Source organism: Paenibacillus sp. SEL1 (genome assembly GCF_054602535.1).
Window position 1 is genome coordinate 3158318 of the sequence record NZ_CM137723.1, and the last position, 25272, is coordinate 3183589.

Annotated in this window: 18 protein-coding genes; all 18 read left to right on the top strand. The window is 51.7% G+C overall.

Annotated features, from left to right (window positions below; genetic code table 11):
* The first annotated feature begins 63 nt into the window (after positions 1-63).
* The 18 genes from ACYCSE_RS14370 (at position 64) to ACYCSE_RS14455 (ending at position 25045) form a co-directional block, all read left to right on the top strand.
* A complete protein-coding gene (locus ACYCSE_RS14370; protein ID WP_322159385.1) occupies positions 64-951 on the top strand; it encodes a dihydrodipicolinate synthase family protein in 888 nt (295 codons plus the stop codon).
* 15 nt (positions 952-966) lie between these two features.
* A complete protein-coding gene (locus ACYCSE_RS14375) occupies positions 967-2403 on the top strand; it encodes an aldehyde dehydrogenase family protein (protein WP_322159386.1) in 1437 nt (478 codons plus the stop codon).
* Positions 2396-2710, top strand: a complete 315-nt coding sequence (locus ACYCSE_RS14380) for a (2Fe-2S)-binding protein (RefSeq protein WP_459698466.1) — start codon at positions 2396-2398, stop codon at positions 2708-2710. The genes ACYCSE_RS14375 and ACYCSE_RS14380 overlap by 8 nt, the downstream gene beginning before the upstream one ends.
* The gene (locus ACYCSE_RS14385; RefSeq protein WP_459698467.1) at positions 2707-3042 is read left to right on the top strand and encodes a (2Fe-2S)-binding protein; all 336 of its coding nucleotides are present in this window, start codon (positions 2707-2709) and stop codon (positions 3040-3042) included. The genes ACYCSE_RS14380 and ACYCSE_RS14385 overlap by 4 nt, the downstream gene beginning before the upstream one ends.
* Positions 3039-4262 (top strand): NAD(P)/FAD-dependent oxidoreductase, encoded by a 1224-nt coding sequence (locus ACYCSE_RS14390; protein WP_459698468.1) that lies wholly within the window; start codon positions 3039-3041, stop codon positions 4260-4262. The genes ACYCSE_RS14385 and ACYCSE_RS14390 overlap by 4 nt, the downstream gene beginning before the upstream one ends.
* 85 nt (positions 4263-4347) lie before the next feature.
* The gene (locus tag ACYCSE_RS14395) at positions 4348-6648 is read left to right on the top strand and encodes a glycoside hydrolase family 127 protein (protein WP_459702523.1); all 2301 of its coding nucleotides are present in this window, start codon (positions 4348-4350) and stop codon (positions 6646-6648) included.
* A gap of 439 nt (positions 6649-7087) precedes the next feature.
* Entirely contained in the window at positions 7088-8032 is a 945-nt protein-coding gene (locus tag ACYCSE_RS14400; protein ID WP_459698469.1) for a copper amine oxidase N-terminal domain-containing protein, read from the top strand.
* A 3-nt stretch (positions 8033-8035) separates the two neighbouring features.
* Entirely contained in the window at positions 8036-11329 is a 3294-nt protein-coding gene (locus tag ACYCSE_RS14405) for a DUF5704 domain-containing protein (protein WP_459698470.1), read from the top strand.
* Between the two features lie 373 nt (positions 11330-11702).
* On the top strand, positions 11703-14174 hold the full coding sequence (locus tag ACYCSE_RS14410; protein ID WP_459698471.1) for a rhamnogalacturonan lyase: 2472 nt from the start codon (positions 11703-11705) through the stop codon (positions 14172-14174).
* 310 nt (positions 14175-14484) lie between these two features.
* On the top strand, positions 14485-16002 hold the full coding sequence (gene nifB / locus ACYCSE_RS14415) for a nitrogenase cofactor biosynthesis protein NifB (RefSeq protein WP_459698472.1): 1518 nt from the start codon (positions 14485-14487) through the stop codon (positions 16000-16002).
* 6 nt (positions 16003-16008) lie between these two features.
* A complete protein-coding gene (gene nifH, locus ACYCSE_RS14420; RefSeq protein WP_061831012.1) occupies positions 16009-16875 on the top strand; it encodes a nitrogenase iron protein in 867 nt (288 codons plus the stop codon).
* Between the two features lie 88 nt (positions 16876-16963).
* The gene (gene nifD, locus ACYCSE_RS14425; protein ID WP_459698473.1) at positions 16964-18412 is read left to right on the top strand and encodes a nitrogenase molybdenum-iron protein alpha chain; all 1449 of its coding nucleotides are present in this window, start codon (positions 16964-16966) and stop codon (positions 18410-18412) included.
* A complete protein-coding gene (gene nifK, locus ACYCSE_RS14430; protein ID WP_250267580.1) occupies positions 18409-19938 on the top strand; it encodes a nitrogenase molybdenum-iron protein subunit beta in 1530 nt (509 codons plus the stop codon). The genes nifD and nifK overlap by 4 nt, the downstream gene beginning before the upstream one ends.
* Before the next feature lie 80 nt (positions 19939-20018).
* Positions 20019-21380, top strand: coding sequence for a nitrogenase iron-molybdenum cofactor biosynthesis protein NifE (nifE, locus tag ACYCSE_RS14435; RefSeq protein WP_459698474.1), 1362 nt, complete (start codon positions 20019-20021; stop codon positions 21378-21380).
* On the top strand, positions 21370-22677 hold the full coding sequence (nifN, locus tag ACYCSE_RS14440; protein ID WP_459698475.1) for a nitrogenase iron-molybdenum cofactor biosynthesis protein NifN: 1308 nt from the start codon (positions 21370-21372) through the stop codon (positions 22675-22677). Before nifE ends, nifN begins: the two co-directional genes overlap by 11 nt.
* Positions 22674-23063 carry a NifB/NifX family molybdenum-iron cluster-binding protein gene (locus ACYCSE_RS14445; RefSeq protein WP_069291237.1) on the top strand — a complete coding sequence of 130 codons (390 nt, stop codon included), beginning with the start codon at positions 22674-22676 and terminating at the stop codon, positions 23061-23063. The genes nifN and ACYCSE_RS14445 overlap by 4 nt, the downstream gene beginning before the upstream one ends.
* Positions 23064-23166: 103 nt before the next feature.
* Positions 23167-23931: a HesA/MoeB/ThiF family protein gene (locus ACYCSE_RS14450; RefSeq protein ID WP_459698476.1), complete on the top strand. Its 765-nt coding sequence runs from the start codon at positions 23167-23169 to the stop codon at positions 23929-23931.
* On the top strand, positions 23909-25045 hold the full coding sequence (locus tag ACYCSE_RS14455) for a homocitrate synthase/isopropylmalate synthase family protein (RefSeq protein WP_459698477.1): 1137 nt from the start codon (positions 23909-23911) through the stop codon (positions 25043-25045). The genes ACYCSE_RS14450 and ACYCSE_RS14455 overlap by 23 nt, the downstream gene beginning before the upstream one ends.
* The last annotated feature ends 227 nt before the right edge of the window (positions 25046-25272 follow it).

The following is a 25272-nucleotide window of genomic DNA, read 5'->3' on the forward strand; positions in this document are numbered from 1 at the left end:
GCATTTTGCATCATTCCCGAATGCTCAATATGAAAATAAAGAAGGGAAAGGGTTGGTGAGCATATGGCGCGTTTTGAAGGTGTATATGTGGCCTTGGTCACACCGTTTACGGCAGAGCTGGAGGTCGACCATAAGCGTCTGACCGAGCTGTGCGAGCATCTGATTGCAAACGGTATTAGCGGACTGGTTCCTACGGGATCGCTGGGAGAATATGCGGCTTTGTCCCTGGAAGAACGGTCGCAGGTTGTGCATACCGTAATTGACGCTGCGGCAGGGCGTGTCCCGGTCGTTGTCGGCTCGGCGGCTCCGTCCACCAAACAGGCGGTGCATTGGATTCAGCATGCGAAGGATGCTGGGGCTGCGGGTGTCATGGCACTGCCGCCCATTAATTATAATCCACTGCCTCACGAGGTAACGGCCCATTATGAAGCATTATCGGAGGTGGGCTTGCCGATCATTGCGTATAACAACCCCCATGATTACAAGGTTGACTTGACTCCAGATATTCTTGCGGACTTGTCGCGAATTGAAAATATCGTAGCAGTCAAGGAATTTTCCGGTGATGTACGGCGTATTCACGCTATTTTGGCCCAGACAGAGCTGGAGGTTATGGTCGGAGTAGATAATCTGGCGATGGAGGGGGCGTTATTCGGCGCGACAGGTTGGATTTCGGGGGTGCCGAATGCGCTGCCGAAGGAAGGGGTAGAGCTGTTCCGACTTGCGCAGGCGGGCAATATGGCGGAAGCGTCCGCGTTGTATCGCAGGCTGCTGCCGCTGTTCCACTATGATGCCAGCCCGCAATTGGTACAGTCCATCAAATATATGATGGAGCTGGCTGGATTTCCGGTCGGCCCGACACGTCCGCCCAGACTTGCGCTGCCGCAGGCGGATTATGACCGCATTCGCGAAGCATTTGAGGTGGCGGTTCGTCCAAGCGAAGTATCATCCTGAATGGAGGTGAAGACGATGGAGAGCCGAAATTGGATCGGCGGTGAGTGGCTGAGCCCTTCCGGCGAGGAAATGGTGGTTCACAATCCTTCGGTCTTGAAGGAGGAGGTGGGAGTCGTCCATTTTTCAGAGACAGGCGATATTACACAGGCCGGGGATGCGGCACGGCTGGCTCAGACGGGCTGGGCCGCGCTAAGTCCCGCAGCGAGGGGAGCTTATCTGTTCAAAGCAGCCGGGTTACTAGAGGCAGCATTACCTGAATTGGCTGAGCTGGCTAGCCGTGAGATGGGCAAGCCGATTACCGAGATGCGCGGAGAGGTCATGCGAGGTGTCCATCTGCTCCGGTACTATGCGGCAGAGGGCGTACGTTCCATCGGTACAGTCATTCCTTCGAATGAGCCGGGAGTGCTCCAATACACGAAGCGCATTCCGCTGGGTGTAACGGCTGTCATTACGCCGTGGAATTTTCCGGTAGCTATTCCGCTATGGAAAATCGCCCCTGCACTCTTGTGCGGAAACACGGTCATCTGGAAGCCTGCCGAACATGCTTCATTAACGGCAGTGCGGGTCGCCGAGCTATTCGAGGCGGTGCAGCTTCCGCCCGGCGTACTGAACTTAGTCATTGGGCAAGGTAACCGCATTGGCGATGCCTTACTGGAGCATCCGGTACTGGACGCGGTCAGCTTCACGGGTTCTACTGCTACAGGTTTGGGCATTGCGGGACGGTGCGCACGCCGTAATATCAAGTACCAGACCGAAATGGGCGGTAAAAATGCCGCTGTGGTGCTGAAGGACGCGGATGTAGCACAGGCGGTGGCGATGATTGCCAGCGGAGCTTTCCGTTCAGCCGGGCAAAAATGTACGGCCACCAGTCGGGTGATTGTGGAACAGTCTGTCTATGAGACGTTCACGGAAGCCTTACGCCAAGCGGTGGAAAAAATTCAGATCGCTCCGGCGCTTGACCCCAGTGCGTATCTTGGACCTGTGGCATCCGCAGGTCAGTATGAGAAGGTCATGTCCTATATATCACTCGCCCGCCGGGAAGCCGACATTTTGGCTGAAGGCGGAGCCACCGCCGGGACGGAGAACGGGTATTATGTGCGTCCACTGGTCGCGACTGGACTGAATTCGTCCCACCCTTTGATTCAGGAGGAGATTTTTGGGCCTGTGATGGGGGTCGTGCAGGCGGACGACTTCGAGGATGCGATTCGACTGTGCAATGATTCTATTTATGGATTAAGCGCCTCTCTATTCACCCGCGATTTACGGCTGGCTCACCGGTTTCTGGATGAGGCGAACGCCGGTATGGTTCGGGTTAATCAGGAGACGGCTGGTGTTGAATACCAGGCTCCGTTCGGCGGTCTAAAGCAATCCAGTTCACATACCCGGGAACAGGGCCAGGCGGCGCTGGATTTTTATTCAGCGATTAAAACCTGTGCAATCAGCTATGAGTAAGCGGGCGACGGGACGAAGTGAGACGGTTGAGAGTGCATCAGGTCATTTGCTCGTATGTCGCTGTGAAGAAGTGAGTATCGCACAGATGGAGCAGGCCTGCCGCATGGGAGTGGACACCGTGCGCCAGCTTAAAATGGCTACACGGGTGACGATGGGGGCATGTCAGGGTAGGGTATGCCGACAATTGGTGGAGTCATGGTTTTACAATCAGTATCCTGCCGCCCGCCGGGAGGCGGAGCTGTTATCCCAAAGGCCTCCGGTGCGTCCCGTAACGTTTGGGCAGCTGGCAGAGGGAGGTTCTTTATGAGCCATATGCGTATTGTAAATCATCCTATTTTGGGACCAAAGCCGGAGCGGCGGCAGGTATCTTTTATTTTTGACGGTCGTCTCATGCAGGGATTGGCTGGAGAGCCATTGGCAGCAGCACTGCTGGCCAGCGGTGTCCGTTTGCTGAGAAGGCATGAGGAATCCGGTACGGCCAGAGGTGTATACTGTGCCATTGGGCATTGTAACGAATGCCGCCTGACGGTTCATCCGTTCGGTACCGTCCGTTCCTGCCTGACCAAGCTGGAGGAAGGTATGGTGGTGGAAACCGGACGGCAGCTTTCGAATGAAATCACAGGGAGAATTGTGACATGAATGAAATGGCACATCTCATCGTCATTGGTGCAGGTCCCGCCGGATTGTCCGCAGCGGTATCGGCTGCTGAGCAAGGATTGCCAGTCACGGTACTGGATGAGTTTACAGAGCCGGGTGGACGTATGCCCGGGCAATATCATGAGGAAGGCAGTCAAGGCTGGTGGGTTGGAAAACACGTTTCGGATGAGTTGATTACCCGTTGCGGGGAACTTAGGGTGGACATTCGCTGCGGCGTTTCCGTACATGGTATGGAATATACAACGACGTGGGAAATTTCCACTTCCTGTGGATTGTTCACTGCGGATTACGTATTGCTGGCAACTGGAGCTGCCGAAATTCCCGTTCCGCTGGATGGCTGGACATTGCCAGGAGTAATGTCCATCGGGGCTGCGCAGGTGATGACCAATGTTCATTACGTCAAGCCGGGAGAACGCGGCATCATAGTAGGCATGAATGTATTGTCGATGGCGATTGCCCGCGAGCTGTCCGTTGCCGGGGTAAAGGTGGCGGCGATTACACTGCCGTGCGCTAATCCGCTGGCTGGTGCAGCGGCAGATCCGACAGCCTCCGCGAAGCTGCTGCTTCAGCTATCGGGGCTGGCCCCGGCCGCCTGGATGCGCGCCGGCGGCAAGCTGGCAGCTGCGATGCGGATGGAGAAACTCATCGCGTGCTGCTATCCCCACAGAGGCTTCCGTCTGTGGGATATCCCGATCCGGTTGCGGACGGCGGTGCTGTCCGTCAACGGGCAGGACCGGGTCGAATCCGTGACCCTGGTCCACGTTAAACCGGACGGCTCGCCTATTCCCGGCAGCGAACACGTTGAACCCGCCGACTTCGTGGCGCTGAGCGGCGGCTTGTATCCGCTCGCTGAGCTGGCGGCGGTAGCCGGGTGCAAATTCGTGTACAGCCCTGAGCTAGGCGGGCATGTTCCACTGCATGGTGAGCGAATGGAAACCTCGCTCAAAGGGTTGTATGTTGCCGGCAATATTACCGGCATCGAAAGCGGGCTGGTCGCGATGGCCCAAGGTCGATTAGCCGCCGCTTCTATGCTCCATGCCGCTGGACTCGGCGGAGCAGGCGGAGAACAGCGGGTGCAGGAGGCGATCCGTGAGGTCCATTTTGCACGGAAGCATGCGCTGATTCAGTTTCATCCCGGCATTACAGAGGCGAGAACGCAGCTGTACCAGCAGTGGGGGCAAACCTCTGGCAGTGGCGCGTAACGGCTCATTGTGTCTGATATGCGTTTTTTATCCCAAATTCGCCTTAAAGGAGGAACGGAAAGTGACTCTTAAAGCAAAAGCCCATATGAAAGCAAGGCCGTTCGCACTGAACGAGGTGGTATTGTTTGAAGGTCCCTTCAAACAGGCGATGGAGCTGAACCGATCTTATCTGTTGGAGCTTCAACCAGACCGCCTGCTGGCGCGTTTTCGGGAATATGCCGGACTTGCGCCCAAAGCGCCTCCATATGAAGGCTGGGAAGCGATGACTATTTCCGGTCATACACTGGGACATTATTTGTCCGCTTGCTCCATGATGTATGCTTCAACAGGCGATGAGCGTTTTAAAGAAATCGCACATTACATTACGGATGAACTGGACGTTTGTCAGGCGGCGCATGGTGACGGATATGTATCCGGTATTCCAGGGGGAAAGGAACTTTTTGAAGAGGTGTCTGCTGGAAATATTCGCTCGAAGGGCTTTGACCTGAACGGTGCCTGGGCCCCCTTGTATACACTACACAAATTATTCGCTGGCCTGCGGGATGCGTACCATTTGACAGGCTGTAATAAGGCATTAGATGTGGAGCGTAAGCTGGCAGACTGGCTCGAAGGAATTATGAAGCCGATGAGCGATGAGCAGATGCAGCAGATGATGTTTTGCGAATATGGAGGCATGAATGAGGTATTGGCCGATTTGTATGCGGATACCGGGGAAGAGCGCTACTTGTGGCTGGCTGAGTGCTTCTGGCACAAGCTGGTGCTGGACCCGCTTAGCTCGCAGGAAGACTGTTTGCAGGGCATTCACGCCAATACACAAATTCCGAAGCTGATCGGGCTTGCCAAGGAATATGAGCTCACGAATGACACGAAGCGCCGAGAGACGGTGGAGTTTTTTTGGGAGCGGGTGGTGGATCATCATTCGTATGTTATTGGCGGGAATAGCTTTGGAGAATATTTTGGAGCGCCAGATGGCTTGAATGATCGCATCGGGCCTCATACGACGGAGACGTGCAATACCTATAACATGCTTAAGCTGACCAATCATCTGTTTCAATGGAATGCTTCCGCCAAGGAAGCGGACTTTTATGAGCGAGGTCTATTCAATCATATTTTGGCTTCGCAGGACCCGGTTCACGGGGGCGTAACGTATTTTCTGTCACTGGCGATGGGCGGGCACAAGCATTTTGAAAGCCAATTTGATGATTTTACGTGCTGTGTCGGCACAGGGATGGAAAACCATGCGAGCTACGGCAGCGGCATTTATTTTCACGATCACGATAAGCTGTATGTCAATCAGTTCATTGCCTCCACGCTGGAATGGAAGGACAGAGGCGTTACGCTAAAACAAAACACTTCCTATCCAGATACGGATCATACGACGCTGGAGATTCAATGCGATCAACCAGCTCCATTTACGCTACTCATCCGCTATCCATATTGGGCTGAACAAGGAATTACCATTCGTGTAAATGGCAAGGAACAATCGGTCGTATCGGAACCGGGCAGCTTTGTCTCCATCGCCAGAACATGGATTGACGGTGATGCTGTAGAGGTGACGATTCCGATGTCGCTGAGGCTGGAGCAGATGCCGGATAATCCGGGTCGGGCGGCTGTCATGTATGGACCGCTGGTGCTGGCAGGCGACTTGGGACCCTTGGAAGATCCTAAAGCCAAGGATTTCCTGTACACACCCGTATTCATTCCTCTAACGGAGGAGCTAGATGCCTGGATACAGCCCGTGGAAGGCAAGAAGAATACGTTTCGTACCTTGAATGCAGGGCATCCCCGGGATGTGGAATTGTCTCCTCTGTATAAAATGCATGACCGTACGTATTCCGTATACTGGGACATTTTTACGAAGGAAGCGTGGCAGGAGGCGGAACAGGAATACACAACGGCACGCGAAAAGCTGGCGGTTCTGGAGCAGTGCACGATTGATTTTGCCCAACCCGGAGAAATGCAGCCGGAGCGGGATCATAACTTCCAGGGAGATGCTTCGACTCGCACCGGATATGTGAATAACCGACCTTACCGGAATGCGGGAATTGATGGCTGGTTTTCTTTTGATTTAAATACAGATCCATCTGCTCCGATGCTGTTGGTCATTACCTACACAGCTACGCTGGAAATGCCTAACTGCGGTTTTGATATTTTGATTAACGGTCATCTGCTTGAGCATTTTAGTGAAGGTTTTGATGAGGCTGATAAGTTTTACAACGTTAATGCCGCTATTCCGGCTGCATATCTGGAGGGGAAGGATCAAGCGACGGTGACCTTCAAGGCCAAGCCGGGACAGCGTATTCGCAGATTGTTTGGGCTGAGGATGGTCAACAAGGACGTGTATGAGCAACTCTATCAAGCTGGAAGTCCAGGTATACATGAATGATCTTTGAAATGTTTCGTGAGAGAAAAGTAACGTTTGATTTTTAGTCCGGTATGATTTATGATGTAAGAAATATTGGATGACGCTGGAATAATCCATATGGTGGTATGAGCTGATATATTCATAGTTTTGTTGCGCGTGAAGCACACGGGCTGTTTCTTCCTTCATAGGGAAGAGGCAGCCCTTTTTTGTTGATATTTTGCGGGAATATAAAACTCTTTAAAGAGTCAGTTCTATGGATTTAGGGGGAGGGATTGCTCAAAAGAGTCTATTTGTTTGGAATGCTTTGTATTAGAAGTTTTTCTTATAGATTTTGTAATAGGGAAACCCTATAATATATAAGTTGTATCCAGTATTTTCCGAAAGTGGGGATGCGATAAGTTTATGAGATTAGAGATGATATACATAGTTTAAAGTTTAAGCTGACAAAGGGGATAGAGAGATGAGTATGAAAAAATGGATGTTGAGTTTGACCGCAGTCACGTTGCTATGGGGGGCGACAAGTACGATTCCAACGACGGAGGCAGCAGGCAACACCAAACCCATTGAAGTTTTGTTAAACGCGAAAAAAATACAATTTCCAGATGCTAAACCTTTTCAGGATAGTAACGATTATGTGATGGTTCCCATTCGTTTTGTATCCGAAGCGCTAGGGGCTAAGGTAGGCTGGGAGAAAACAGGCGGTCAATTGGCTGTGTCGATTAAAAATGATGCACATGCCGTTAACATGACAGTGGGTCAAAATACCGCTACCGTGGATGGGCAGACCAAAACGTATGAGACAAAGATTATTTTGAAGCAAAACCGTACTTTTGTGCCGCTACGGTTGGTAAGTGAGGGTCTGGGGCAAACGGTAGAGTGGGATAAGGTCAGCCGTTGGGTATGGATTGGGAAGAAGGAAATTGCTCCGCTGGAGGATACGGGGCATAAGGCGGTGAGTATTGAACCGTATAAGAAGGCGATTGGCACAATGCCTGGTCTTCTAAACAATGTTGTCGGTCAGCCGTATGACAAAGTAGTGATCTTTAAACTGTCCGACTTGCCTATTAAGTTGTTGCGCGATATTTATTCAGTCGAGCCTTATACGAGTCCAAAGGGAGTTCCATACCTGAAAGTGCGGGCCAAAACAAAATCTACAGCAGGAAGCCTTTTTTACTTGACTAAAAATAAGGATGTGCGCCTTCGCCCCGCACTAGATGAAATGACGCAAGATAATGGAGACGGTACAAAGATGCTCTATTACAAAATATATTCGTACGCTGACGCTAACCTTTATGGCAACAAGGATTATAAAACCTTTAAGCTGCAAGACATTGAGTATATTGGTTTTGATCTCGCGTCGAGAGACTACATCCCAATAATGGTTAACCCGTGGAAAGGTAAGTAAGACATGGGGAAAACTGAACGCATTCTGGCCGTATTGCTGGTGGGGGTACTGCTTTTGTTGCAGCTCCCACCTTTTTCTTTTCCCATTGATAAGGCGGCAGCCGATACAGAAATTACTCCGCTGTCCTACTATGCAGACAAGAATAATCGTTACTTTGTCGGTATGATGTATTTCGATATGTGGAAGAATATCGCAGGGACGTGGGTCACAAACGGTGGTAAACAGCCTGGAAAAGGGATGCATGGTGAGGCTACTTTTACTTACAAATTTAGTTTCCGGGGTAGAAAAATAAAAAGTGTTGAAGCATCACTTTATAAACCTAATGATGAGAACAACAAACTGAACCCTGACTATATCAAATATTTTGAGAAATCTCGTTCTGATAGCTATGAAGAATACGTACGTTACATAAGTAAAGGCACAGTGAAGGACGATATTCGTTCCTATCAAATAGAGGGGGTTGGAACGGACTCCACCATTATTCCAATTACAGTAAACATGATGCTTAATGCGGAAGTCATAGCCAAAGACATCAAAGAAGAGAGCTGCCCGAACTGTGCCAAAGAGGTAGAAGCGTACCGCATCTACCAACCCATCCTGTTCAAAATCGAACTGGAGAGTGGTCTAATCGTCAAGCATTTTACCGCTGAGGGAAAATCGCTTAACAACGTATTTACACCAATAGAAGATGAACTGAAAGCTGATCAACCGTATGATTTTACCCCGCCAACCAACCCGAAATATGAGTATGTGGGTTATAAGAAAAGCACGACAGGTAAACCGCCAAGCGGAGATATTTTGCCGGGAATTGTACCTGGGTTTACCTATGACGGTTCTTTTGAGCAGTTTACCGCTTATTTGTATTACAAAGAAACTCAGGGCTGTCCGAAGCCTGGAGAAAGCCAAGAGGGAGCACCCCCAGATTGCCAAGATAATGAACAGCCAACAAAAGGTGTTGTCTGCTCCCGCCCCGTTCCAGGTCTGCGCTTGGAAACTACCGAGCTGGACCCAACAGTATCTGCCGTTATCAAAGCAGATCAGCGTGGTAGCGAACGATTTGACGTATCCAAAGGTATTCCTACATCTGAAAGCCTATACGGTCATGTGCAAGCGAAGAGATACCTTTTTCAACATAAGTTTGTGAACATGACAGGCCAGTGTACATATACGGTTAACGTAAAACGAGAATATCGATTGACCTGGCGGCCTAAGAAAAAATCTCGGCGGAGTGAGACGGTGAAGCGAACCTACACTTACCAAATTGTTCGTCCGTATTCATATTGGGCGATAGACAATTTGGAGGTGTATGGCATCAAGGAGGCTACGCTCCGAAATTATGCGTTACCTAATGAAACAATCACCCTGCGTCCGCAATCCTATACACCCCCTTCCTATGTTGCAGCGACTCAGGGCAATTTTTATCCGCCCCCTGCACCCGGGACAGTGGATGGCGGCAGCCGTAGCAAAAACGGTGGCAGCAGCAAGCCAAGTGTGCCTGATGACCGCAGTGCACTGAAATCCAAGGCAGAGGGGGCGGTAAAGGAAATCGAAGTGGAGAACGATACTCTGACCTTTGAAAATAAAATCATTATGAATCCGGAGCGCGTCAAGGTGAATGGACCTAAGCCAGGCGTTATACCCTCTTCCGGAGCGATTGGGCCGGATGTGCTGTACAGTCCGAATCATGTGATTGATAAGCATAAGATAAATAAGTCCAATACGCCCAGCAGCGGTGACATCACTTACGCTATTCTCAAGGGAAATATCAATGGAGGTGCGGATAAAACGTTCCCGATACAGGGAATCAATACAGTGACTGTCCACACTCCCGTAGTGAATCTGTCTAGTGTGTCGGACGATGCTGCTCATAATCAGAAAACCCAACCTACGAAGGGACGATCCGCGCTTATTTTGGAGCGCCCTTTCCGGGTGACGATCTCGACAGCAGGTCCGCATTTGAACATTCCTGGCTATGGTGATCGGGAGTATGCCAAATATGTACGAACCAAGCAGGTGAGATTTCCGTTCGATGTGTACGACAAAGGAAAGACAATATTTTATCCACGAGGTACCTGGATCGACATTCCGGTGCTGCAGCTCGACACAGACTTTTATTTGCCCGTATGGGTGGATGAAGGCAACTATACAGTAGAGTTCCGTACCATTGCCGAAAATGCACCGGACGGGTTCACCGAACAGCACCATGCCAACACGGTTATTGCCCACCATGTTGCCAATGATGTGGTAAATATAGAGGTCATCGGACGGATGTACGATTTTCATATCACGGATATTGCCGATTACCATTGGGAGCGGGTATTTCGGCAGCGAAAAGGAAGCCAAATGCATAGCGGCCTGTCCTATTGGACGGGGCTTGGCAATATTGACGGGTTGCCTAGAGGGAACCCGGAGCCATTCACCTTGCCCGTTCGCCCCGGTAGTCACCCATATGAAGGTTATGCAAATGTGGCGGTCAAGACAGGCTATCATTTCAAGTTTGACCTCAAGACCAAAGGCAATATGTTTAGCGCCAAGGACGGTATTCGCATCACGCCATCGTTCTATTGGGTGAGCAAAGATGGGCGACAGCGGGAAGAGGTAGATCTGTATACACATTTCGGCAGTCGAAAATTTATCCGTTTGGGATCGGCGGAGGACCGGGAAAAGCGCTATGTTATTTTGAATGAACGGCTACGCAATGTGCCGATGGAGGAAATGCAGGACACGTCAGCCTACCAATACAAGCATGAGCTGAGTGAAGCACAACAAAGCCAGTTGACACTGGAACGCTATGCTTCCCTGTATGCCCACCGTATTGCACGCAGCAAGACCTGGATTGGACGTTACGACTGGCTGGTGCTGCCTGCGGCTGTGCGTACCTTGATTGGTCCAAAGACAGACCTGCCAGATGGGGTCAACGTGGACCGCGCTAATGCGTCAATTCAGCGCTGGTATGGTGAATATAGCCTGCCTGCTGATGTGTACACAGTTACCAAAGGTACGGATTTGCGCGATGTCAGTCGCCGTCAGGAGCTAAACGAGCATACAGATATATTCAAGAAAACGGGCTTTATCGTCGTCCGCTTTAATGTGGAGTCACTGCGTCAGGGGGACGCTGAGCATCCACATTTACAGTATATAAATGGCCCGCTGTTGAACCAGTGGCAACTGGAGGGTTACCGCAGAGAGATAAAAGACCCGTACGGGCATACCTTTCATTTACAGGACGGGGATGTCGTGTTTTATCATGCGGATCAGTCAAGCAGGGACGATTTCAGTTCATTTGTCCCTCACTAGCTTGTAGTAATCAAGACGAATCCTAATCCATAGCTAGCGCGAAAAATACGAAAACGGACAATGGGAACAATCCACTGTCCGTTTTTTATATTTCCTTTTGAGTTTATGCGAATATGATTTTGCCTACTTCCTCTGCCTTCATGGGGAGTTTGGCGGTGTTCAGCCCTTAACATGCCGTTTTCATGCAGGCTTGGTGAGGGCTGTTTTATTTGGAATGAGTAAACAACACGGATTTGTGTAGAGAAATCCTCGGATATTTAAACGCGTTTGGGGGAACGGCAAAACTATAATAGTAAGGAAATTTAATTTATGTAAGCGCAATCATTTCAGGTATTAGCTTGTCATCACAATACAATTGAGGAGGACGACCTGAATGGCTCGAGGGAAAGGCGCATGGCGAAAGGGAAGCTTGACCGCCGCGTTGGCAGCGATGCTGGCGATGACGGGGACGACTGGAGGAGTGGCTGCGGAAGACTTATCCGAACCCACACTGCAGGCGGAATCAGCAATTGCAGTAGAACAGAACCGTAGCGGCAGCATTCAGCTGGAAAAGCTGGATCGCGGATTGGTAGCTGCGGTGACGCAGGAGGGGATATTTTTAAGCTGGCGGTTATTGGCTCAAGAAGTGAACGGTTACGGTTCAACGGGGCTGACAGGAGCGGACTTTAACGTATACCGTGACGGTAAGAAGATCGCGACGGTGAGCGACAGCACCAACTATGTGGATAAGGAAGGAACCGGAAATGCGGTGTACAGAGTAGCTTCAGTCGTAAAAGGCAAAGAAAAGGATCGTAGCGCCAAAGTGAAGCCATGGCAACAGGGTTACTATGAACTTCCTCTCCAAAAGCCTGCCGATGGCGTAACACCCGCAGGTGAATCCTATACTTATTCGGCCAACGATATGAGTGTGGGGGATGTGGATGGAGACGGGCAATATGAATTTTTTGTAAAATGGGACCCGTCGAACTCCAAGGATGTATCTCAGAAGGGGTATACCGGAAATACGTATGTCGATACGTATACGGCCGAAGGCAAGCTGTTGTATCGGATCGACTTGGGCGTGAATATTCGATCAGGTGCACATTATACACAGATGATGGTGTACGATTTTGACGGCGATGGTAAAGCCGAGCTGATGTTCAAAACGGCTCCAGGGACCAAAACGATTTCTTTTGATAAGAAGGGCAAGCCGAAAAAAGAAAAGTATATTACTCTGCCACGCGAGGATCGCAAAGCAGGGATTACACATGAGGACGATTACCGTTTGAGTCGCTCGGATTATTATGAGCATGTGGTGAACATGTTCATGAACTGGACGAAGCATGAAGAAGTGGTCAAGGGACAATGGCCTGCTACGCTGGAGGAATGCTTTGGCATCGCTCCGAAGTACAGTTATCCGTTATCCCGAAAGGATGCGGAAAGCCTGACAGACTACTTTATGGATGTATATGCCCCATCACGGAGCGACAAAAACAAGCTGAGAGAGTTCGAGGGCTTTATTGTCGATGGACCGGAGTATTTGACGATTTTCAAGGGGAAAACGGGAGCTGAGCTGGATACCATCCGCTATGAGCCGGAGCGTCATGACGATGGCCTCATGTGGGGTGACTATGCTATGGCCCGGATTGAACCCGCCAACCGCGTGGATCGCTTCCTAGCAGGCGTAGCTTACCTGGATGGGCGCAAGCCGTACGCTGTATTTGCACGCGGCTATTATACGCGTTCCACCTTGGCTACCTACACATGGGATGGTCGCCATCTCCAAAAACATTGGATGGTAGACAGTGGCTGGGCACCAATGACCAATCCATTTAACGATAGTCCGCATGGGCGTGATGGAACGGACCCGAAATTTGGCACCTTGACCACACAAGGAGCGCATTCTTTGAGCGTGGTGGATGTGGACGGTGACGGCAAGGACGAAATCGTATACGGTTCCGCCACGATTGACCATGATGGCAGCCTGTTGTACAGCTCATTTGATGTCATGCCTCCTGAAAGCGCAACTCCGGGTCAAACCGCCAGATTGGGACATGGTGATGCGCTGCATGTAACCGATATTGACCCGGATCGCCCCGGCAAAGAAATCTTTATGGTACATGAAGGCGGCACTTACGCTCCATATGGCTATTCTTTGCGGGATGTCAAAACAGGTGAAATCATTTACGGCGCATATTCCGGCAAGGATACAGGTCGGGGAATGGTCGGTGACATAGACCCGGATCAGCGAGGTCTGGAGACCTGGGCCATAGGCCTGTGGACCGCAGCGGGTAAACAGCTGGATACGAAGATGCCGGGTACCAATATGAGTATCAAATGGGCAGCTGATATGACCACACAAGTCGTAAACGGCGCAATTGATGTAACCCCAACCATTGAGGATTGGAAACGAGGTATATTGTTGACCGCCACTGGAACCAAAACGAACAACTATACGAAAGGAACGCCATCGCTGGTAGCCGACATTTTCGGAGATTGGCGCGAGGAAATGCTCGTCCGCACAGTAGATAGCTCAGCAATCCGTATCTATCTGAGCACAGAACCTACGACGCATAAATTGTACACGTTGATGCATGATCCGCAGTATCGCACGGATGTGGCACGTCAAAATACCGGGTATAACCAGCCGTCCTACACGAGCTTTTATTTTGCATCCGATATGGATTGGGCGAATGTGCCGATTCCCAAGCTCTACACGCCAAAAGCCTTGATGGAGGAAGAGAGCAGTGACGAAGCGGATGAAGTAGAGGCAGCAGAGGTGGATGAGGCAAAGGCAGCAGAGGTAGATGAAAAAGAAGTCGATGGAACGAAAGTTGATGGGACGGAAATAGATGTGAAGGAATGATAAGCGGAGACTATTTCCCAAAATATATAATGAAATTTCTTGTCTCAAAAGGAGAGCCGTATTTACGGACTCTCTTTTTTTTACGTCTTGATGTTATTGAGAATATGAAATGTAACCGCGCACATGTAAAGGGTATGATATATTACTTGACGTAAAATTTGACACATATGTGAAATAAGGATAAATGTCAAGGATTTCATGGAGAAGCGAATTGACTGTATTTGTCCCTGTCTCTAAGATGTAATTATATTCCAGACAAAAACAAAGAACTATGTTAGGGAATATAACATTGAGAGGAGGGAATGAATGGATGGACTCTTTAGCTGATCTCTCGGAAACCCCCTTAGCATTGGACACCCTCAGACGACATCCCTGTTATAACGAAGAGGCACATCGCTATTTTGCGCGCATTCATCTTCCAGTAGCCCCGGCATGCAATATTCAGTGCCATTATTGCAACCGCAAATTCGATTGCGTCAATGAAAGCCGTCCCGGCGTTGTTAGTGAACTGCTCACGCCGGAGCAGGCGGCGAGCAAGACCTATGGCGTAGCGGCACAGCTGATGCAACTGTCCGTTGTCGGCATTGCGGGACCTGGAGATCCGCTGGCCAATGCGGAGGCAACCTTCGATACCTTCCGCCGGGTCCGTGAGACAGTTAAGGATGTCATATTCTGTCTCAGCACGAATGGCCTTACCTTGATCAGGCATATCGACAGGATTGTAGAGTTGGGTATTTCGCATGTCACGATCACGATCAATGCTGTAGATCCAGTGGTGGGGAGCCGCATTTATGGATGGGTCTACGATGAAGGAAAACGCTATGCAGGAGAGGAAGCCGCGCGGCTGTTGATTGACCGCCAGCTGGCAGGCTTGAAGATGCTGGCTTCGAGAGGCGTGTTGTGCAAGGTAAACTCGGTGCTGATTCCCGAAGTCAATGATGCCCATCTGCCAGAGGTAGCCAGAGTGGTCAAGGAGCACGGCGCGGTACTGCACAACATTATGCCGCTCATCATCGCACCCGGCAGTCGGTATGAGCAGGAAGGGATGCGGGCCCCCCGTCCCCGTCTGGTCCGGCAGCTGCAGGAGCAATGTGCTGAGGCGGGAGCTGTCATTATGCGCCATTGCCGTCAGTGCAGGGCGGATGCGATTGGACTGCTGGGCGAGGATCGCAATCAGGATTTTACATGGGAGAACATTGCGGCTGCTCCTCCCATGGATGAAGAGGCAAGGGCACAATTTCAGAAAGAACTGGATGAGAAGGTGAGAGTGAGAATGGAACGCAAGGAGGGACAATCGCACCACAAAAAAACGTCAACCGGGGTTGGATGTAGCTGCCCGTTATCGGAGGATAAGCCTGAAGCAAGCTTTACCTCAAAGCCAGTCCTAATCGCTGTGGCCAGTCGTGGCGGAGGGAAGGTGAATCAGCATTTCGGTCGTGCCAAGGAATTCATGATCTATGAAAGCGACGGGACTATCGTAAATTTCATAGGCATTCGTAAGGTGCAATCCTACTGCCATGGGAAAGCCGATTGCAATGGAGACAAGGTCGAGACGATGAAGGAGATCCTTTCCATGGTGCATGACTGTGCATTGCTGCTGTCGTCCGGCATAGGCGAAGCCCCCAAAGAGGCATTGCAGGAAGCTGGCGTGCTGCCTATTGTATGCGGCGGGGATATTGAGGAATCCGTTCTGGAATATGTAAAATTTCTGCGTTATATGTATCCTGTGCAGAGCAATAAGGGAAGTAAGCGCAATAAGGGAGTTAAGGGCAATAAGGGAGTTAAGGGCAATCATTCGGATTTACCCATTGAACATTTTGGAGGCTGAGAAAATATGAGACAAATTGCGTTTTACGGTAAAGGCGGTATCGGCAAATCGACAACCTCGCAGAATACACTGGCTCAGCTCGCGACCAAATTCAAACAAAAAATTATGATCGTAGGCTGTGATCCCAAGGCAGACTCCACCCGTCTTATTCTGAATACGAAGGCCCAACAGACAGTGCTACATCTGGCTGCTGAAAGGGGCACGGTAGAGGATTTGGAGTTGGAGGATGTTGTCCAGAAGGGCTTCGGTGACATTCTGAACGTGGAATGCGGCGGGCCAGAGCCTGGTGTCGGCTGTGCAGGACGCGGCATCATCACAGCCATTAATTTTCTGGAGGAAGAGGGGGCCTACGAAGGGCTGGATTTTGTTTCCTACGATGTACTAGGGGACGTCGTGTGCGGGGGCTTCGCCATGCCGATCCGGGAGAAGAAGGCGCAGGAAATCTACATTGTATGCTCAGGCGAGATGATGGCTATGTACGCTGCCAACAATATTGCGCGCGGAATATTGAAGTATGCCAACAGCGGCGGGGTACGTTTGGGCGGCTTAATCTGCAACAGCCGGAATACGGACCTGGAAGCGGAATTGATTACAGAGCTTGCAAGAAGACTGAACACGCAGATGATCCACTTTTTGCCGCGTGACAATGTTGTGCAGCACGCTGAGCTGCGCCGTATGACTGTTACCCAATATAACCCGGAACATAAGCAGGCTGCGGAGTATGAAGAGCTGGCAGGTAAGATTTTGAATAACGATATGCTGACGGTTCCTACTCCTATTTCCATGGAAGAGCTAGAGGAGCTATTGATGGAATTCGGCATTATTGAGGATGAAGAAACCGCAATTAACAAAGCTGAGGCGTCTGGGCAGTAGGCTGTAGCCAGAAGGCTTAATGACGGAATCATCGTGTGATGGTGGGGGGAGCTGAATGCACAGCTCGTAGGAGGGAGGAATAGGCCAAATGAGCAGTATTGTGGATAAGGGAAAGCAGATCGTAGAGGAGATACTGGAGGTATATCCCAAGAAGGCCAAGAAGGACCGGACCAAGCATTTTGAGATCGCGGATGAGGAACTTGTGAACTGCGGAACCTGTTCCATCAAGTCCAACATGAAATCACGGCCCGGCGTTATGACAGCAAGGGGCTGTGCTTATGCAGGCTCCAAGGGTGTGGTATGGGGCCCGATTAAAGACATGGTGCACATTAGCCATGGTCCCATCGGCTGCGGGCAGTACAGTTGGGGTACCCGACGCAATTATGCGAATGGGGTATTGGGCATCGATAATTTTACCGCCATGCAGATTACCAGCAATTTTCAGGAAAAGGATATCGTGTTCGGCGGAGATAAGAAGCTGGAGGTGATCTGCAGGGAAATTAAGGAGATGTTCCCGCTGGCCAAAGGCATCTCCGTACAATCTGAATGTCCGGTCGGACTGATTGGTGATGATATCGGGGCTGTGGCCAAGAAGATGACAGAGGAGCTGGGCATTCCGGTCATTCCTGTACGCTGTGAGGGCTTTCGCGGAGTGAGTCAGTCTCTGGGGCATCACATTGCTAATGATGCTATCCGAGATTTTCTAATGGGGCGCGGGGAGCTAAAGGAGTGCGGGCCTTATGATGTCTCCATTATCGGGGACTACAATATCGGCGGTGATGCCTGGGCTTCACGCATTTTGCTGGAGGAAATGGGACTGCGAGTCATAGCGCAGTGGTCGGGTGACGGTACGATCAATGAGCTGGGGATTGCCCATAAATCCAAGCTCAATCTGATCCATTGTCATCGTTCCATGAATTATATGTGCACAACGATGGAGCAGGAATACGGAATTCCCTGGATGGAATATAACTTCTTTGGCCCGACCAAGACGATGGAGAGCCTCAGAGCGATTGCTGCCCGCTTTGACGAGACGATTCAGGAAAAATGTGAGAAGGTCATCGCCCAATATATGCCGCAGATGGAGGCGGTTATCCGTAAATACCGCCCACGTCTGGAAGGCAAAAAGGTGATGCTTCTGATTGGCGGACTGCGGGCAAGGCATACCATTGGTGCCTATGAGGATCTGGGTATGGAAATTGTGGCTACAGGCTATGAATTTGCCCATAAGGATGATTACGAAAAGACGTTTCCCGATGTAAAGGAAGGCACTGTTTTGTACGATGATCCAACGGCATATGAGCTGGAGGAATTGGCCCAGCGGCTGAATATTGACTTAATGGGAGCCGGAGTCAAGGAGAAGTACGTGTATCACAAAATGGGCATTCCCTTCCGTCAAATGCACTCTTGGGATTACAGCGGGCCTTATCATGGTTTTGACGGCTTTAAGATTTTTGCGCGTGATATGGATATGACCATAAACAGTCCAGTATGGAGCCTGCTGCCATCACGGCAGACTGCGGAGGTGTCGGTATGAGCGAGCGTCTGAACATTGTCGATCACAATCAGTTGTTTCGGCAGGATAAATATGTGCGCCAGCGTGAGGAGAAACGGGCTTTTGAGGCCCCTTGCTCGCCAGAGGAGGTTACCGCCACCCTCGAGTATACCAAGACCAAGGAATACAAGGATAAGAATTTCGCTCGAACAGCCGTAGTTGTGAACCCGGCCAAGGCTTGTCAGCCGCTGGGAGCGGTCATGGCTGCGCTGGGCTTCGAAAAAACGCTCCCGTTCATTCATGGCTCACAGGGCTGTACAGCTTATTTCCGCAGCCATCTTGCCCGCCACTTCAAAGAGCCTGTTCCTGCCGTCTCCACCTCGATGACCGAGGATGCCGCCGTATTCGGCGGCATGCGCAACCTCATTGACGGTATAGAGAACTGCATTGCCTTGTATCAGCCGGAGATGATTGCGGTATGCACGACCTGTATGGCAGAGGTGATCGGCGATGATCTGTCTGCCTTCCTGGCCAATGCCCGTCAGGAGGGAGCCCTTCCTGAGGATATGCCGGTTCCTTTTGCCAATACCCCCAGCTTCTCCGGTTCACATATTACAGGCTATGACGCCATGCTGCGCTCTGTGCTGGAGACGCTGTATAACAAGTCAGGCCGGACGCCGCAGCCTGGTCATGAATTGAAGCTGAATGTACTGCTCGGGTTTGACGGGTATACAGGCAATTTTGCGGAAATGCGGCGCATGCTGGGGATGTTCGGCGCTACGTATACCATCCTGGGTGACCACAGCAGTAATTTTGATTCAGGGGCTACTGGAGAGTACAGCTACTATTACGGGGGAACGCCGCTTGAGGATGTGCCCAAGGCCGCAGATGCTGCCGGCACGTTGGCGATCCAGCAGTACTCTCTTCGTAAAACATTAGGTTATATGAAGCAAACCTGGGGGCAGCAGGTGTCCTCCATCTCCACACCGCTGGGCATCCGGGCTACAGATCGGTTGCTTGAGGAGATTAGCCGCCTGTCTGGAAGAGAAATTCCCGAGGCATTGAAGCAGGAGCGCGCCCGAATTGTGGATGCCATGATGGATTCGCATGCTTATCTGCACGGCAAACGAGTGGCTATGGCGGGAGACCCGGATATGCTCATCGGCCTGATTGGCTTTTGTCTGGAGCTGGGAATGGAGCCGGTGCATATTGTTTGCTCCAATGGGGACCGGAAATTTGAGAAGGAAGCAGAGCTTCTGCTGAAGTCCAGCCCTTACGGTGCAGAAGCCACGGTTCATTCCGGTCAGGATTTGTGGCATATGCGTTCGCTGCTGTTCCAGGACCCAGTAGACCTGGCTATTGGTAGCTCCCACCTGAAGTTCGCGGCGAAAGAAGCGAAAATTCCATTGCTCCGTGTGGGCTTTCCGATCTTCGACAGGCATCATCTGCATCGTTATCCGATTATCGGCTACCAGGGTGCGCTGAATCTGCTTACCCAATTCGTGAATACCGTACTGGATGTCATGGAGGAGCAGGCTCCGGATCATAGCTTTGATCTAGTGCGCTAATTGCTGTATCGCGTAGATGGAAGTTGACAGCTTGGCTTGTGATTTCAATGGATTCTATCTGAAATAAGGGGGTTGTGTGGATGGAGCCGGCTGTGTCTAACGGAAGGCTGGAGGTATCCTGCGGCAACAAAATTCCCAAAAGCACGCCCTGTCCCCGGCCTGTGCCGGGGGAGGCTTCGGGTGGCTGCTCCTTTGACGGGGCCCAGATTACACTGATCCCCATTGCAGATGCGGCTCATCTGGTGCACGGGCCGATTGCGTGTCTCGGCAATAGCTGGGAGAGCAGAGGCAGTCTGTCCAGCGGCCCGGAGCTGTCGGCGTATGGCTTCACTACTGATCTTGGAGAACAGGACATCATTTTTGGTAGTGAACAAAAGCTGCATGAATCGATCCGCTACATTGTCAGCCGCTTTGCTCCTCCCGCTGTATTCGTCTATACCACATGCGTCACAGCCCTCACGGGTGAAGATATCGAGGGAGTTTGCAAGGCTGAATCAGAGCAGCTGGGAACGCCGATCATTCCGGTGAACAGCCCGGGATTTGTGGGCAGCAAGAATCTTGGGACCCGGCTTGCCGGAGATGTGCTGTTCCAGCATATTATCGGCAGCACCGAGCCGGAACAGACAACCTCCCATGATATCAATCTCATTGGGGAATACAATATTGCGGGTGAGATGTGGCATATCGAGCGGCTGATGCAGCAGGCGGGAATGAGTATCCTGTCCCGAATTACCGGAGACGGTCGGTTCCGTGAGGTGGGATGGGCGCATCGTGCCAAGGCCAATATGGTCGTATGCAGCCGGGCTTTGCTGGGTCTGGCAGTCCAAATGGAGCGTAAATACGGCATTCCTTATTTTGAAGGTTCATTTTATGGAGCAAAGGAGACGAGTTATTCCTTGCGACAGATGGCTTACCTGACCGGAGATCGTGATGTGGAGCGACGGGTGGATAAGCTGGCCGCACGGGAGGAAATGAGGCTATCGCTGGAGCTGGAGTCCTACCGCAAGCAGCTGAAAGGAAAGCGGGCAGTGCTCTATACCGGGGGTGTAAAGAGCTGGTCTGTCATTACGGCTTTGCAGGAGCTGGGCATTAAGGTGGTTGGTGTAGGCACGAACAAAAGCACTGCCGAGGATGTATCCCGGATTGCTGACCGTATCGGAGATGATGCGGAATACATCCCGGAAGGCGGCGCCCGGCAGATTCTCAAGACTGTACGGAGCCGCAAGGCAGACATGGTCATTGCCGGGGGCCGGAACATGTATATGGCGCTTAAGGAACAAATTCCTTTTGTGGACATCAATCAAGAACGGCACAAAGCCTATGCGGGCTATGACGGGCTGTTATCTCTGGCGAAACAGCTTGTGCATACGCTACAGCATCCGGTATGGGAACTGACCGCCAAATTGGCTCCATGGGAGGAGGAGACGGAATTTGCCGATTAAATCCGCCACGAAGCCTGTCAGTGTCAACCCCCTCAAGGTAGGACAGCCTTTGGGCGGCGTGCTGGCTCTGCAGGGGATGTATCGCTCAATGCCTTTGCTGCACGGCGCTCAGGGCTGCTCGGCCTTCTCCAAGGCGCTGCTGACTCGCCATTTTCGAGAGCCGATTGCCGTTCAGACCTCCGCGCTGCAAGAGATGGACGTTATATTTGATGCAGACCGGAATCTGGAGGAGGCGCTGGATCATATCTGGTCCAAACACCATCCAGATGTCATCGGCGTTATCAGCACGGCCCTCACTGAGGTGGCAGGCGTTGATTTTCAGTCTAGGGTAAAGGCGTTCAAGCGAGAAAGAGCCTTGAAGGACAGTTTGCTGTTTTCTATATCGCTGCCTGATTTTCACGGCTCTCTGGAGACGGGCTACAGCAGTACAGTAGAGTCGCTAATGGATGCCGTACTCGGGTTAGCCGGAGGCAAGTCCCCCAAAAAACAGCGCCGGACGCAGGTCAATCTGATGCCGGCTTCTTATCTGACTGCCGGAGATGTCATGGAAATCAAGGATATTATCGCTTCCTTCGGCCTGGAGGTTATCACACTCCCCGATATCTCCACTTCCTTGTCCGGTCACCTGCTGACAGGTTTTTCCCCTTTGACGAGAGGGGGGACTCCGCTGGATTCAGCCTGCCAGATGCTGGAGTCTTCCTGCACCATTGTCATTGGCGCGAGTATGGAGCGTCCGGCGCGCAGGCTGACTCATGCCGCAGGCATTCCCTACCACTTGTTCACGGGTCTGTCTGGCTTGGCCGCGAGCGATGCGTTCGTACATTTTCTGCAGAAAATCAGCCGCGAGCCAGCCCCTGTTCGCTTCCGCTGGCAGCGTGAAAATCTGTTGGACAGCATGCTGGATGCTCATTTCTATTATTCCGGCGCTTCCGCTGTAGTGGCGCTAGAACCGGATCATATGCTGTCGACCGCAGCCTGGCTGGAGGAGATGGGAGTGGAACTGAAACGGCTAATTACACCCTGCAGCACGCCTGCACTGCAAAAGACAGAACGGGAAGTCTGGATCGGTGATCTGGATGATGCAGAGGAGAGCGCGCAGGGCGTTGATTTGTGGATCAGCAATTCGCATGGAAGAAAGGGAGCGGCACGGGCTGGCGCCTCATTCGTGCCGGCAGGCTTGCCGGTGTATGACGAGCTGGGCGCCCACACATCCGTAAGCGTCGGATACCGTGGAACCATGGAGTGGGTGAACAAAGTAGGCAATGTATTGCTTGCCGAGGGGGGGAAGGGAGGATGAAGGTTGCATTTGCGACGGAAGACGGTGTGCTTGTGAATGCTCATTTTGGACAGAGTCCCATGTTCACTGTATTCGAAATCCGGCACTCAGGCGTTCAGTTCCTGGAGCATCGGCGGATAGCCCTGGGAAGCGATGAGAACGAGGCAGGTAAGATCGCCAGCCGAATTGGCCTGATTGAAGATTGTGCATTGATCTTTCTGGTACAGATTGGCGCTTCGGCCGCCGCACAGGTTACCAAGCGGACCATTATGCCTGTGAAGGTGGCCTTCGGCAGCACCATTGAGGAGCAGGTCCAGCGTCTCCAGAATATGCTGGCTCGCAATCCGCCCATGTGGCTTGCCAAAATCCTGCACGCTGAGGAGGGCAGCGGCAAAGCCGAATCATGAGCCTTCAGTAAGGAAGAATAACCGAAGAACAACCAGATATGGTGTCAAGATCCTGCGGACCGAATATCTTAATGGCGGGGCCGCACATGGAGGAGGTGGACGAATGGTACAGCTGCTGGAAGACAGTAGATACGGACGCCAGTTGAAGCTGTTGGGAACGGAAGGTCAGAACAGGCTAAAGCAGGCTACTGTTATGGTTGCTGGCATCGGAGGATTGGGAGGGACAGCGGCCATGTACCTGACCGCTGCCGGAGTGGGAAAGCTGATATTGGCCCATGAGGGCGTAATCCATCTACCCGATATGAACCGGCAGGTGCTGATGGACAGCGGGCGAATCGGGGAGGAACGGATGGAGACGGCATTGCAGCATTTGCATCGTATTAACCCAGAGACCCAACTTGAGGGCCACGCCCACAGAATCACGGAAGAATCCTCTGGACCATGGGTAGAAGCGGCGGATATCGTGATTGATGCACGGTATGACTTTCCGGAAAGATATGCGCTGAACAGACTATGTGTTCGACATGGCAGACCGATGATAGAAGCGGCCATGTACGCCTATGAAGTCTCATTGATGACCATTGATCCCGGTAGGACGGCATGCCTGGAATGTCTCTACCCGGAAGGCGGACAGCCCTGGGAGCCTCTGGGATTCCCGGTTCTGGGAGCCACCTCGGGTTTGATTGGCTGTATGGCTGCATTGGAAGCGGTCAAATGGATTACAGATGCGGGCAATCTGTTCACTGACCGTATGTACCGTATGAATGTGCTGGATATGAGTAGCTGCACTATAGCGGTCAAACGCAACCCGCGTTGTCCTTGCTGCGGAACGGGAGGGGATATAGATGAGTCAGTTGCATATTTGTGATACGACACTTCGTGACGGAGAACAGGCTCCGGGCGTTGCCTTTTCGGCCGAGGAGAAAACTGAAATTGCCATCATGCTGGACTCGGCGGGGGTGGAGCAGGCTGAGATCGGAATTCCGGCAATGGGAAAGGCGGAGTGCAGGTCTATTGCCAGGATTGCTGCTCTCGGACTTCAGATGAAGCTAATGACCTGGAATCGGGCGGTGTTCACGGATATTGATGCAGCTGAATCGACAGGCGTCGGCTGGGCCCATATTTCGGTTCCCGTGTCGATGGTGCAGATGAAGTCCAAGCTGGGTATGAATCCTGAGCAGGTGACAGAGCTGATCCGCAAGTCTGTTGATTACGGTCAGTGTAAAGGATTGACTGTTTCCGTAGGCTTTGAGGATGCTTCAAGGGCAGATGACCTGTTCCTTGAGCAGTTGGCGAATCAGCTCTACAGGGATGGCATCCGGCGCTTCAGATATGCCGATACGCTGTCTGTTCACCATCCCGCTGCGATAGCTGCCCGTATAGACAGGCTTGTATCGCGCGTGCCGCAGGATGTGGAGCTTGAGATTCACTGTCATAATGATTATGGTCTGGCGCTTGCCAATACTTTGGCAGCTTTGCAGGCGGGAGCTGTCTGGGCCAGTACCACAGTGTCGGGCCTTGGGGAAAGGGCAGGCAATACGGCGCTGGAGGAGGTGGTGATGTCGTGGAGGGACCTATATCAAGGAACCTGCGGCGTCCGTCCCGAACTGCTGAACCCGCTGGCTGCACTGGTGTCCAAAGCCTCCAACCGAATCGTTCCCGAAGGCAAGCCAATTGTGGGAGACATGGTATTCGCCCATGAATCCGGCATACATATCAACGGTCTGCTAAAGGAGCGTGCCGCCTATCAGGCCCTTGATCCAACCGAGCTGGGCACTGACCATTCGTTCGTACTCGGCAAGCATTCGGGCAGAAGTGCAGTTCAATATATGCTGGAGCAGGAAGGAATCGAGGCGGGCTCCGGTGAAATCAAGTTTGTGCTGGAGCGGCTTCGCCTAGTCGGTGAAGATCCCAAGCGTGTCATCCATAGCGCGGATTTAAGGCGCTGGCTGCAGTATTATCCGGCAGAGCTGCCGAAATAACCAAAAAGGCGTTCCCGTCCGGTAAGTGTGACCGTGACTGGAACGCTTTCTTGTATATCTTTTAATTTCACAACCGGAGTCTCCAATTTGCTGGTTAAACGAAGCCGTTCAGAAGGGTATAATAAAATATAGTGCTGTATAAAGTGCGCATATATGGTTTTACAGCAGGCAGGTTCGAATCTTATAACCATGACACGCTGATCTGGAAGGACGGCTATGGGCAATTG